This is a genomic window from Pseudomonas sp. MM213 (assembly GCF_020423045.1).
In the GTDB taxonomy this organism is placed as follows: Bacteria; Pseudomonadota; Gammaproteobacteria; order Pseudomonadales; family Pseudomonadaceae; genus Aquipseudomonas; species Aquipseudomonas migulae.
This window is the reverse complement of sequence record NZ_CP081943.1, coordinates 1,977,366-1,990,666: the sequence shown is the minus strand read 5'-3', so window position 1 is coordinate 1,990,666 and position 13,301 is coordinate 1,977,366. Positions and strand designations below refer to the sequence as shown.

Below are 13,301 nucleotides of genomic sequence, written 5' to 3'. Positions count from 1 at the left end.
GCAAATGTGAAGCGGAAAAATCGCTTAGCGAGCTGGAAGCCATGATTGATATTTCGACACTGACAAAACGTTTCTCAGGAAATGTCGCCGTAAACAATATTTCGTTCCGGGTTGTCACGGGAGAAGTGCTAGGGGTTCTCGGCACCAACGGTGCAGGCAAATCCACGACCCTGCGCATGCTCACCGGCCTGATCAAACCTACTTCTGGAACTATTACCGTCTGCGGTTTCGATATCAGCCGACACACTCGTCAGGCACAGCGTTTGTTGGGCTATTTGCCGGAAGGTAACGCGTGTTATGGCGATATGAGCGTGCAGGGTTTTCTCGGGTTTATTGCCAGGGTGCGCGGTTATCGCGGCGCTGAAAGGAAGTTGCGGGTAGCGCAGATGCTCGACCGGTTCGAGCTTGGTTACGTGCGCGCCGACACCATTGATTCCATGTCCAAGGGGTTCAAGCGGCGCCTGGGTCTGGCGCAAGCAATGTTGCACGACCCTAAAGTGCTGATCCTGGATGAGCCTACCGATGGCCTTGATCCGAATCAGAAGCACCATGTGCGCGAGCTCATCTCGGAGCTGGCCAAGGACAAGATTGTGGTGATTTCGACGCACATTCTGGAAGAGGTCACCTCTCTGTGCAGTCGTGCCCTGATCATCGACAACGGTCATTTGTTGGCGGACGAGACACTGAAACAACTGCAAAGCCGATCCCGTTATCATCAGGCCGTGACAGTGTTCGGCCGCCATCCGCTGGATCTGCTGGCGTTGGCGGTACTGCCCGGCGTTGCCGGTATCGAGGCAGGTCTCGAGGCGCACAGCGTAAAAGTGCTGGCCCGGGACGGCGCAGTCATTCTTCCGGCGATCAACGCCTTGATCGTCAGCAAAGGCTGGCAAGTACGGCGCCTGGAGGAGGAGCGGGGCGGGCTTGAGGACGTGTTCCGGACCCTGACCCGGGAGCGCGCCGCATGAGGCTGTTGTCGCCAATCGTCCAGCGCGAATTCTGCAGCTACTTCGCCACGCCAACTGCGTACCTGCTGCTGATGACGTTCCTGGTGCTGTGTGGCGTATGCACGTTTTATCCCGGCGGGTTTTTTGAACGAAACCAGGCGGACCTGGCGCCGTTTTTTGCCTGGCACCCATGGATATATCTACTGCTGATGCCAGCCTTGGCGATGCGTCAATGGGCTGAAGAGCGCAAGTCCGGCACCATTGAAATGCTGATGACGTTGCCGTTGACCCGTTTCGAAGTGGTGGTCGGCAAATACCTCGCGGCCTGGTTGATTGCCGCACTGATGTTGCTGCTGACGTTTCCCATTGTGCTCACCGTCAATTACCTGGGCGAAGCGGACAATGGCGCCATTTTGTGCGGTTATCTGGGAAGTTGGTTGCTGGCCGGCGTTTACCTGGCGATCAGCGGCTGTATGTCTGCACTCAGCAAGAATCAGGTGGTCGCTTACTTGATGGCGGCCATGGTTGGCCTGCTGTTTATTGCCAGCGGTTCGGCTCCGGTACTGGACCTGCTCAAACAATGGGCGCCGATGGCGTGGCTTGATGTGAGCGCGTCCATGAGTTTTCTCGCACGATTCGGCTCGATCAGCCAAGGCGTCATAGCGCCTCGGGACCTGCTTTATTTCTTCGGTCAGATCGTCGCTTGGCTGGCGGCGACGGCGTTGGTTGTCGATCTGAAGAAGGCTTCGTAAGCCATGGACTTGAGACGCTTGCGTTACGTCACGCTGTGCCTGAGCGGCGCAGCCTTGACGGTTCTGGCCGGCAGTCCCGGTGTCGGTACTTTACTGGACGAGCCACGGCTGGATCTGACTGAGCAGCAACTGTTTACCTTGAGCCAAGGTAGCCGACAGATTATCGAGCAGCTCCCCGGTCAGACGGATCTCTACCTGTTTTTTTCCAGCAGGGCTGCCAAAGACCTGCCTGTTCTGCGCAGCTACGCCCGGCGCGTCGAGGCGCTGCTCAGGGAGTATGAGCGACAGGGCCACGGCAAACTCAAATTGCACGTAATCGATCCGCAGGCGTTCTCTGTCGAGGAAGATCGAGCGCGTGAATTCGGGTTGGATGCCATTCCTTTGGGGCCGGTCGAAGGGCAGGTGTTCTTCGGGTTGGCGGCGGTCGATCAGCAACAGCATACGCAACGCATTCCTTTGTTCTCTCTGGATGAGCAGGCGTTCCTGGAGTACGAGATCAGTCGTCTTTTACAGTCTCTGGGCAAGCCGGAGCGGGCGCCCATCGGTTTGCTGTCATCGCTGCCTTTGGCGGGTGGTTTCGATGAGCAGAGTCGACGCACGTTACCGCCCTGGTTCGTGCTCGAAGAGATTCGCAAGGCATTCGATGTGCAGGAATTGACCGACGAGATCGAGCAGATTCCCGAGGGGCTCAACGTGCTGATGTTGGTACACCCCAAGCGAGTCAGCCGCAACACCCAGTTGGCCATTGATCAATTCGTGCTGCGGGGCGGTCGGTTGCTGCTGTTTGTAGATCCGTACAGCGAGCAGGATCGCGGTGAGCAATACTTCGGCATTCCCAGCAAAGACAAATCATCCGACCTGGCGCCATTGTTGCGGGCATGGGGTGTGCGCCAGGTGCCTGGCAAGGTGCTGGGCGACGGTCACTATGGGCAGTTCGTCAACCTCAAGGACAGCGCCGATCCGGTGTGGCAACCGACTGCACTCGCACTGCCTGCGTCGGCGATGAATCAACAGGACGTTGCCACCGCTGGACTGCAAAGCATCAACCTGACCACGGCGGGGATTCTTGAACCGCTGGAGGGCTCGCGCGCTACGTTCAGCCCTTTGTTGCGCGGCTCCGAGTACTCGATGCCGTTCAGCACTGCGCGCTTTGACCAGATGAAAGACTCGGGCGAACTGGCGCGGGAAATGAAACCTTCCGGCGAGCGCTTTACCCTCGCGGCCCGGCTGCAAGGTCCGGCGCAGTCAGCGTTTCTGACGGAGGTACAAGGCAAGCCTGGAGCAATCACCTCGACTGAAAACATTAATGTGATTGTGGTGGCCGACACCGATCTGCTCAGCGACAACCTGTGGGTTGACGCTCGGGGCCGCATCGGAGACCCCGCAGCCTGGGCTGACAACGGCGTGTTTGTGCTCAACGCGCTGGACAGCCTGACCGGCACCGATGCCTTGATCAATTTGCGCTCTCGGGGGCACTTCAGTCGCACGTTTACCACTGTGGACGTTCTCCTGCGACAAACTCGGCAGCGCTTTCGGGACATGAGCGACACGTTGCAGGGCAAGCTCGATGAAACGGAACGGCAGCTGGCGTTTTTGCAATCTGAACATCACGACGGTACGGGTCTGAGCCCCGAACAACAAAAGGAAATCGATCGCTTCATCCAGGAGAAAACCGCCCTTGCAAGTGAGATGCGCGCGGTGGCCAGGCAAACGAATCTGGAGGTTGAGAAGCTGGGCGCGCTGCTCAAGGCCATCAATATCGGTCTGGTGCCCGGTGTGCTGACGTTGCTTGTTCTCGGTCTGTGGAGTGCTCGCAGGTTGTTGCGTCGTAGACGATGGCAAACGTTTTAAGGTTGCTTACGCAACGCCGCTTGATCCGTAAGGTTCAGGCGGTTTTTTTTGCAAACCTCCCAGGCAAGTAGGATTAATCCTACACGCCGGACAGATTTATCTATTGGGGTAGGACGAATCCTGCAATTGTTGCTTTAGCTGCACTCGGTAAAGATTGCCCGACTCTTTTAAAGAGTTCTAGAAGCGCTCACTTTACGCAGTAAAAGGAATACGCAATGTTTGTTTCCCTGAGAAGTATTCTGGCTGCCACCACAGTCGGGCTCATTACAACTTCGGCGATTGCTGCTGACGGTAAAATTGAATTCACCGGCGAAATCACCGCGGCTTCCTGCAGTGTCACCGCCGGTGCTGGTACGGGCATTACCGGTAATAAAGGCAATACAGTTATTGCCGTTGGGTTGGGCAAGGTCAGTATTGACTCGCTGAAAAATGCCGGTACCACGCCTATTGTTTCCGGCACGCCAATCAACATTAATCTGGATTGCGGCAATACAGCCACCGGGTTGACCACAGTGAAAATGAAGTTTGACCCGTACTCGGGCAGTGGTGTGGATGACAAGAATAATGCACTACTGAAAATTGCCCCAGGCGGCGCTGCGGGAGTTGGTATCGGTATCTTTGCTGCTAACAACACCATGTTGAACCTGGCGGCTGGCGACAGTTTTGACTCGGCGTTGATTGCAACGGGCGCAGGTGCTGCAGCCCAGTACACGGCCAATCTGAACATTCGCGCCGCGTATGTTGCCAACGGCGAACCGACCATTACTCCGGGCGCTGCCAACGGTACTTTGCCTTACACGCTGACTTACCAGTAAGTCTTCAAGACAGAGAGACATCAATTGCCTCTCTGTCTCATCTCTTCAAGGTCCAAACGATGATAGTGAAATCCAGATATGTGCTGGCTGGTATCGCTTTGCTTTACAGCAGCGTCGCCGCCGCAGGCATTACATTAGGCGGCACGCGCATTATTTATCCTCAAAAGAGTAAGGAAACATCCATTCTGGTTAAAAACGACGGCAATCAGGACATCATGATCCAGTCCTGGATCGAGCCGGACGTCGCCTTCAAAGGCAAGGATGTACCGTTTGCGCTAACCCCGGCCCTGAGCCGTCTCGCCACTGGCAAACAGCAGACTCTGCGGGTTTTCTATTACGGGCAAGGGCTGCCGGGCGACAAGGAGTCGGTGTTCTGGCTCAATGTCCAGGAAATTCCGCAAAAGGCCGAAGGTGACAATACCTTGCAGTTGGCAATACGCCAACGGATCAAGGTGTTCTATCGCCCCGACGCTATGACGGGTAGTTCGGCGGAAGCCGCCAGTGGTCTCAAATGGCGTGTTCAGGATGAAAGTGGCAAGCGCTATCTTCGCGTCACTAACGATTCGCTCTATCACGTGTCCTTCGGCACGACTCAATACAAAAGCGATGGCAAAACATACCCGGTAGACACCGATATGGTCGCACCACTTTCTACCGGAAAGTTTCCGGTCAAGGGCGCGCCTGCAGGCAGCATCGATAAACGGTCTGTAGTCGAGTATTACAACATCAACGATTACGGTGCGCCGATTAAACATACGGTGAGTGTTTTCGAATAATAGTTGGGTGCATGTCCGTGGGTTGACTTTCTGTAGTGGAGGGGAGCCACAAGTTGACTAAGAAGTTGCAAGAGGAAATAGCCTGTGTATGTTTTCAGGAAGAAAGCGAATCCAAGCCTCGTTAATTACGTAAGTGGTTCTTGCGTCTTTCTCCTGGGGATGACCGTTCCTGTCGCGGCGTTTCCGGTCGAATTCAATGTTGACTTCCTGAGTAAGGGCGGGGCCAAGGCTGAACTAAAATACTTTGAACAGGGTAACTCACTGCCGCCGGGTCGCTACGCGGTAGATATTTATCTCAACCAGATTCTGATTGTCCGCGAGAATATCGAGTTTGCAGTGTCTGGCGACACTGGAGAGGTGCGCCCGATCATTCAACTAGGCGTACTGCAAAACCTCGGCGTGAACGTCAACCGCTTGCGTCGGGAAAATGTTATTGCCCTGGACAGTGATGATCAGTCCGTCATTGATGTCGCGACGCTGGCGCCCGGTGCGGCAGTCGAGTTTGATGTAAACGCATTGGCGCTGCAGATCAGCATTCCCCAGGCTTATGTCCAGCGACAGTCTCGGGGCTACGTTGACCCGTCGCTGTGGGATCAGGGAATTACTGCGTTCTACACCAATTATCAGACCAACTTCAGCCGCAATATCAATCAGGGCAATCGCAACGACTACCGCTACATCGGTTTGCGCAACGGCTTCAACATCGGGGCTTGGCGTCTGCGCAATGAGTCGTCGATTACCGGCTCTACCGGCACTCGGAACCAATTCAGCAGCAACCGCAGTTACGTGGAGCGCGATCTCATCGGCCTCAAAGCCAAACTGGCGGCGGGGGAGTTGTACACGCAGGGAGATATCTTCGACAGCGTTCGCTTTCGCGGTGCGCAAATCAGTTCCGAGTTGGGCATGTTGCCGGACAACGAAATCGGTTTTGCCCCGGTGGTGCGTGGTATCGCCGAGACCAACGCGACTGTCGAAATCAGCCAGAACGACTACGTCATCTATTCGACGACGGTGTCGCCCGGTGCGTTCGAGATCAGCGACATCTATCCCAGCGGTTCGAACGGCGACCTCAAGGTCAAGATCATCGAAGCCGATGGCCGCGAACGCCAGTATTCCCAAGCCTATTCGTATCTGCCGGTGATGACTCGCCGTGGCAGTGCCCGGTACAGCTTTGCCGGTGGTCAATACCAGAGCCAGGGCCCCGTTGCGCCGAAATTCGGCCAGGGCACTCTGGTGTACGGTGTCAGCGATAACGTTACCGGTTACGGCGGCGTGCTGACTTCACAGCAGTACCGAGCGCTCAACCTCGGGCTGGGCTTGAATACTTCGGTGGGCGGCTTGTCGTTTGACGTCACCAGCAGCACCTCCGAAGATGCGGCGGGACGCAAGAACACCGGGAAAAGCGCGCGTTTCCTGTATTCCAAGACCCTCAGTGCCACCGATACCACCTTCACAATGGTCGGTTATCGCTACTCCACCGAAGGTTATCGGACGTTCAGCCAGCACGTCGATGAGCAAGGCTACCTCAGTGGCTCGAATTACGGACGGCAGAAAAGCCGGTTCGACATGAACATCAACCAGTCGTTTGCCGACCGCGGTTCATTGTTCCTGAGCCTCGGTGAAACCAGCTACTGGAATCGTCAAGGCAGCACTCGCCGCTGGCAGTTCGGCTACAGCGGCAGCTATTCGGATACCAGCTACAGCTTCGCCATTTCACGTACCGATGGCGAAGCCATGACGCAAGGCGCCGACACTCAGGTCACGGCGTCGATCAGCCTGCCATTCGGTGGCAGCAAGCGTTCGCAAAGGGCTTACACCAGCGTAACGTCTTCGTCCCAGGGCGATTCGTCGATCCAGTCCGGCATCGCCGGCAACCTGACCGAAGACAGCAGCCTGATGTATTCCGCCCAGGCGGGTCACAGCAAAAATGGTGGTACCAACGGCGACCTCGGCCTGAGTTGGGATACCCCGAAAGCCAAGATCAACGGCAACTATGGCCAGGGTCCGGGCAGTACCCATATGAACACCGGCGCGTCCGGCTCTATGGTTGTACACGGTGGCGGCGTGACGTTTGGTCAGCCGGTCGGCGAGACCTTCGCTCTGGTGGAGGTCCCGGGTGTGGCCGATGTCGGTGTCGCTTCAGCCGGCGCCGCACGCACGGACGGCAAGGGCTACGCAGTGGTGCCGTATGCGCAACCGTATCGCTTTAACTGGATCAACCTCGATACCAGCACCTTGGGTAGCGACATGGAAGTCACCGACACTTCGCGCATGGTCGTACCGACCCGTGGTGCCATCGTCAAAGGTCGGTTCGAAGCGGAAACGGGACGTCGCATGCAACTGACGTTGAGCCTGGACAACGGCGAGAAAATTCCGTTTGGCGCCCAGGCCTTTGACGAAAAAGGCAACGTCAGTGGAGTGGTCGACAACCTGTCGCGCCTGCTGGTATTCGGTGCGAAGGATAAAGGTGTACTGGATGTTCGTTGGAGCCAGGGCAGTTGCCGGGCGAACTACGACGTGCCGCCAGCGAAAAAAGACATGATGTACGAGAAGTTTGATGTGGTTTGCACGTTCGTAACCACTTAGCGAGCGCTGATGACATCGATACACTCTCATTTCACTGAACACTACAGGCCCGGGCGCGCAAGCATTGCGCTCTCGGGCCTGTGCTATGTTGGCCGCCATTCAATGCGTGCCACTCGATCGTCTTCACTTCAGGAGCAGTAAACACCATGGGCAATATAGTCATCGTCGATGATCACCCGCTGATGCGTATGGCGGTGAGGGTGATGCTTGAAGGTGAAGGGCACACGATCATGGCGGAGGTCGATAACGGTGTGGACGCACTGGAAGCGATCCGCAAGTTGCTCCCGGATTTGATCGTGCTGGATTTGAGCATTCCGAAGATGGATGGTTTGTCGGTGATCGCGCATCTCAAGGCGATTGGTATTTCCACCAAGGTGTTGATTCTGACTTCCGGCGACACCAGTAACTTTGCCGTGCGCTCATTGCAGGCCGGCGCATCTGGCTTCGTCTGCAAGGACGACAGTCTGGATGAACTGGTGGGGGCCGTGAAAGCGGTGCTGTCGGGATACAGTTATTTTCCCGCCGATACCATTCAGATGTTGCGGGACAACTCCCAGGCTGCCAGCCAGGAAAGCCAAAAGATATCCCAGCTGTCGGATCGCGAGATCACCGTGCTCAAGTTGCTGGCTCGAGGCATGGGTAATCAGGAAATTGCCGAAGAGTTGCTGATCAGCCACAAAACTGTCAGCACGTATAAAGTGCGACTGCAGCGCAAGTTGAGTGCGGAAAACCTGATTGCCCTGGTCGAACTGGCCAAGCGTAACGATCTGGTTTGAACCCGGGCTCAAGCGCAAAAAAGAAAAGGGCTGGAGAGCATCTCTCCAGCCCTTTTTTGTCACTGGGGTTTGGTGAAGGCCTTTTCTATCAGCAGCAGTTCTTTGTCCACTTCGGCCGTTTTGCCGGTCAGTTCCTCGAAGCTGCCTTCGACACAGGCCAGGTCCATGGCTTTGCATAACTCGATCAGGCGGGTGTTGCGCATGATCGCTGCGCTTCCGCGAATGCGATGGGACAGTTGCATCAGTGCATTGATGTCCATGTGTTCGTTAAGTTGGCGCAGTTCCTCAAGATCCCGGCGGTTGCTTTTCAGCAGTTCCCCGAGCAGTTGCTCGACGACGACGGGGTTGCCCATGCTGATTTTGCTCAACGTGTCGATCGCTTCGGCGTAGCCCTCGGGCATGTCGGCGAGGGCGTCGCAGGCAGCCACAAACACCTCGTTTGAGGGGGCCGTCGCGACCGCTGGAATCAAGGCGTTCAATCGCTCTTCCAGCACACCGAGGCTGGCGGGTTTGATCAGGCAGTCACGCATGCCGGCGCTGATGCAACGATCGATTTCCTCTTGCTGTGCGTCAGCGGTAAGACCGAGGATCGTGAGGCGAGGGCGCTGCCGCTCGTGTTCTTCCTTGCGAATCGCCAGGGTCAACTCTACGCCGTTCATGACCGGCATGTGGTAATCAGTGATCAGCAGATCGAACGAATGCTGTCGCCAGAATTGCAGCGCTTCGAGGCCATTTTCCGCCTCTACCGCCGTGCAGCCGAGGAACTCCAGTTGCGCACGCAGCATCTGCCGGTTGAGGGTGTTGTCATCGACGATCAGCACATGGGCGATTTTTCTCGGCGCCTGCCGGGGCTTGGTTACAAGCACGTCGTCCATCAAAGGAAGCGGTTCAAGGGTTTTCAGTTTGAGTGTGACATTGACCGTACTGCCGTGCCCCAGCGCACTGTGCATTTCCAGGCGTCCGCCCATCATTTCGCACAGTGAGCGCGAGACGACCAGACCCAGCCCGCTTCCGCCTTGGGCGTTGAGAGTCGATTGCGCCACCTGAGCGAAAGGGCGGAACAACAACTGCAGATTCTCATCGGAGACACCCGTTCCGGTGTCGGTGACCTGCAATTGCACATGCAACATGCGCGAGGCATCGATATGGGTGGTGATACGGATGGCCACGCTGCCTTCGTCAGTAAACTTGATCGCGTTGCTCACCAGGTTCGACAGGATCTGCTTGAAGCGCAGAGGGTCCACCAACACGTCCCGAGTAGTGCCGGCGTCGATTTCCAGCAGCAGTTTTAGGTTTTTCTGGCGTGCCAGACCCTCGAAGACCCGCGCCACAGGCTCGACCAATTCCTTGAGGCTGCAACGCCTTGGCGAAAAGCTCAGGCGACCGGATTCGATCCTCACGATGTCCAGGGTATTGCCCAACAGTTCGAGCAGGTTTTTCGCGGAGTCGTAAGCCACGTCAATATTGTCACGATCAAGCACGCCTTGATCGGCACGCTTGAGTGCAAGCTCCAGTGTGCCGATCACCGCGCTCATCGGCGTTCTGATTTCATGGCTCATGGTCGCCAGAAACTGAGTCTTTGCCAGGCTGGCTTCGTCGGCGTGCTCTTTTGCCTGTTGCAGATCCTGGATCAGTCGCCGGTGCTCGGACACGTCCTGCCATCCGCAGATCACACCTTTGATGCTTCCCGAAGAATCACGGAACGGCTGTATCCAATGCTCGATACTTCGGCTGTTGCCGGCAATTGAGATTTCGTATTGCTGCTCAAGGGGAGTGCCGGTTTCCATTGCGAGCAGGTAGCTGTTGTGCAGCGCCAGGGCCATTTCAAAATGCTCGATTGGCATTTCCAGTGCAGTCTTGCCCAGCACGTCGGCCTGACGCAGATTCATGACCTCTTCATAACTGCGACTGCATGACAGCAAGCGACCTTCCAGGTCGCGGACATAGATGGGAATCGGCATGGAGTCGTTCAGGGTTTGCAGAAACTCCAACTGATCGTTGAGCGCTTTTTCGGCCGCCACACGACGTCGAATCTGCCGGCGCAACTGGAAAATTCTCAGCATCGAGATCGCCAGCACAAACAGCGCGCAACCGACGATTTCCAGAATCACCCGCGAATAGTCGCGCCAGCTCTGTCCGCTCATCGCGGCGTTGGAGCGCCAGCGCGCCGTCAGCGCGTTCAGCTCATCCGGTGGAATACTCAGGATCGCCTTGTCCATGATCGATTGCAGTTCGGTGTCGCCGCGGCGCATGGCAAAGCTCGCCGTTGCGTCTTCGCCGTCGAGGATCGCCGAGATACGCAGTTTTTGTTCGTACAGGCGAGCGGTGTAATAGCGGGCCATGGACAGGGCCATCACCGCGGCATCGGCCTCGCCGCTGACCACCATGTTCATTGCTTCCAGATTATTGGCTGGTTGCAGCAGGACCACTTCCGGGTACTCCCGGCGCAGGCTGTTGATCAGCACGTGGCCCTTGGCAATCGCCAGGCGTTTGCCAGTCATGGCGTCCAGACCGAAAATGTCCCGGTGATCGACTGAAGTCACGAGGCTGAACGAGCTGGTAGCAAAAGGATGGCTGAATCGCAGTGTTTCCTGGCGTTCGGCGCTGGGGGTCAGGAGCGCCAGATCCGCTTCGTTTTCACGCAGCGCATCCTGAACGCCCTGGAAGCTTGAAGTGCGCAATATCTCGAAGCGCAGGCCGGTGCGCTGGGTGATGGTTTCGAAGAGGTCCGAGACCACGCCATTAAATCGACCCTTGGCATCGAAGTAGGCCGAAGGCGCCATGTCATCATTGATCATCAGGCGTGCAACAGGATGCCTGGCAAGCCAGCGTTTCTCCTGGTCCGACAGCGTCACCCGGTCTTCCGGTATCACCGTGCCGCCACCGGTCCAGCGTTTGACCAGATAGCTCATTTTCAACGTGCCGAAAGATGACAGGGTGGAGTTGAGTATGTTCAAGAGCCGACCCTCATCGCCCCTGAGCAAAAAGCCGTATCCGCCGGCGTCGAGCTTGATGAATTGCGAAAACTTCAGGAAGTTGAAAAAACTGTGATTGATCATGTAATGGGCGGAAAGCGAATCACCGATGTATCCGTCGAGCCCCTGAAACGCCACGGCGGCCATCGCCTGGATATTATTGTTGAAGGTGATGATCCGAGCCTCGGGATAGCGGCTGCGGAACAGCTCCGACGGGATGTAGTTTTTCGCCACGGCGATGGTCATGCCGCGCAGATCGTCCGGGACTGGGCGGTTATCCCCGGGGCGTCGATACAACGAAGGCGCGTTCACCGCGTACGGGATGCTCAGGGCGGTTTCCGGGTGATGATGTTCGTAGACACTGGAGCGGCTGATCAGGTCAATTTCCCCGGCCTGCAACGCCGTCAGTGCTTCCTGGCGCGTAGCGAACCCCAGGACCTTGATTTCGATACCCAGTTGTTGCTTCAGCAGCGTGACGACATCGGCGCTGATGCCTTCGTAATCGCCATTGCTATAGATGACGTCGAGGGGCAGGGCGGACGTCCCCGGTACACCCAGCGTCAGACTGCGGCGCTCACGAAGCCAGGCCCAATCCTCGGGGGCCAGTTGTAACTTTTGCGGCTCGCTGGCCAATTGACTGGTCAGATGGAGATAGCCTCCGGCCGGGTCGGCGAGGGTTCGACTGCTCGCAATCAGCGAGCTCAGGCACACGAGAAGAAAAGTTAAAACGGATTTGGCGCTGAACATTGAATGTCTTCTTGGCAGGCAGGTGCCCGTGGTGGTGGAACTGCGAGATGCCGGGCAAGGCGTAGTGAGCATCACGCGCAGAGCGAGGTGTTTCGGGGCAGGGCGATGTATTGCAGGCAATAGTCGATGAACTGCTGCTCCGGCATCGGTCGGGCAATCGCAAAGCCTTGAACCATCGGGCAGCCCAGCGCTTCCAGTTCTTTCATTTGCGCGACGGTTTCCACGCCTTCGATAACCAGCGACAGGCCGAGGGTGTTTGCCAGTTGAATGGTGTTTTCCACTACGATCCGGCAGGAGGGATGAGAGTGCAGGCGTTGCACGAAAGAACCTTCCAGCTTCAGCTCATTGAAGTGTAGGTCGCACAAGTGTTCGAGGGAGGAAAACGCGGTGCCGAAGTCGTTCATTGAAAGGTTGCAACCGAGGATTCGCAGCTGCAACAGGTTCTTCAGGCAAGCCGGCGACAAGTGCATCGAGCCGGTTTCGGTGACTTCAAACGTGATTCGGCTGGCGGGGCATTGATACTGTTCAAGCCAATGACGGATCGTCGCGGAAAATGACTTGCAGCCCAGTTGCGAAGGTTGCAGGTTAAAGGCGAGTTCCATGGGAAAACCGAACGCCGACAAGGTCCTTCGCAACAATACGCCCTGCTCGAGCATTTCAAAAAACAGCTCGTCGATCAGGTCGTGGTGCTGAATCGCCGGTAAAAACTGCGACGGGCTCAATACTCCGCGCTGCGGGTGATTCCAGCGCGCGAGTACTTCGGCGCCAGTAATGGTGCCATCTTTCAGTGACAACTTCGGTTGGTAATAAGAGGCGAACTCATGATTACGCAGCCCCCGGCATATTTCGTATGAAGTGATACCAGACGGCGCCGCAACAAGTGGATTTGAAGATGGATTGCGATCTTTTTCTGCTGTCGACAATCGAGCGCGGTCGAGCAAATCCAGATTTTTCACACTCGAATTTTTCATGGACGCTCCAAGGTCAGAAACAGGTAAGAGAAACTGTTTGTGAACCTTGGCGCAGCTCAGGCAGACTGTCGGTCGGCGGTTTCTACAGCGCTTGTAGGATTAATCTTA

General features: G+C 56.6%; 9 protein-coding genes. 7 read left to right on the top strand and 2 right to left on the bottom strand.

Features of this window, described 5'->3' with window-relative positions; all coding sequences use genetic code 11:
• Nucleotides 1–41 precede the first annotated feature (41 nt).
• The 7 genes from K5R88_RS08995 to K5R88_RS08965 all read left to right on the top strand — a co-directional run bounded on the left by K5R88_RS08995 (nucleotide 42) and on the right by K5R88_RS08965 (nucleotide 8,500).
• Nucleotides 42–965 carry an ABC transporter ATP-binding protein gene (locus tag K5R88_RS08995; RefSeq protein ID WP_226299802.1) on the top strand — a complete coding sequence of 308 codons (924 nt, stop codon included), beginning with the start codon at nucleotides 42–44 and terminating at the stop codon, nucleotides 963–965.
• Nucleotides 962–1,696 carry an ABC transporter permease subunit gene (locus K5R88_RS08990; protein ID WP_223449399.1) on the top strand — a complete coding sequence of 245 codons (735 nt, stop codon included), beginning with the start codon at nucleotides 962–964 and terminating at the stop codon, nucleotides 1,694–1,696. Before K5R88_RS08995 ends, K5R88_RS08990 begins: the two co-directional genes overlap by 4 nt.
• Before the next feature lie 3 nt (nucleotides 1,697–1,699).
• Nucleotides 1,700–3,547 carry a GldG family protein gene (locus K5R88_RS08985; RefSeq protein WP_226299801.1) on the top strand — a complete coding sequence of 616 codons (1,848 nt, stop codon included), beginning with the start codon at nucleotides 1,700–1,702 and terminating at the stop codon, nucleotides 3,545–3,547.
• A gap of 215 nt (nucleotides 3,548–3,762) precedes the next feature.
• Entirely contained in the window at nucleotides 3,763–4,362 is a 600-nt protein-coding gene (locus K5R88_RS08980; protein ID WP_226299800.1) for a fimbrial protein, read from the top strand.
• A gap of 59 nt (nucleotides 4,363–4,421) precedes the next feature.
• Entirely contained in the window at nucleotides 4,422–5,138 is a 717-nt protein-coding gene (locus tag K5R88_RS08975; protein WP_226299799.1) for a fimbrial biogenesis chaperone, read from the top strand.
• Between the two features lie 84 nt (nucleotides 5,139–5,222).
• Nucleotides 5,223–7,724: a fimbria/pilus outer membrane usher protein gene (locus tag K5R88_RS08970; RefSeq protein WP_226299798.1), complete on the top strand. Its 2,502-nt coding sequence runs from the start codon at nucleotides 5,223–5,225 to the stop codon at nucleotides 7,722–7,724.
• A gap of 146 nt (nucleotides 7,725–7,870) precedes the next feature.
• Complete coding sequence (locus tag K5R88_RS08965; protein WP_192415655.1) at nucleotides 7,871–8,500, top strand: response regulator transcription factor; 630 nt, start codon at nucleotides 7,871–7,873, stop codon at nucleotides 8,498–8,500.
• Between the two features lie 59 nt (nucleotides 8,501–8,559).
• Here the strand turns inward: K5R88_RS08965 and K5R88_RS08960 are convergent, their stop codons facing one another.
• Entirely contained in the window at nucleotides 8,560–12,222 is a 3,663-nt protein-coding gene (locus K5R88_RS08960) for a transporter substrate-binding domain-containing protein (protein WP_226299797.1), read from the bottom strand.
• A gap of 71 nt (nucleotides 12,223–12,293) precedes the next feature.
• Nucleotides 12,294–13,193 (bottom strand): EAL domain-containing protein, encoded by a 900-nt coding sequence (locus K5R88_RS08955; RefSeq protein ID WP_226299796.1) that lies wholly within the window; start codon nucleotides 13,191–13,193, stop codon nucleotides 12,294–12,296.
• Nucleotides 13,194–13,301: the final 108 nt, after the last annotated feature.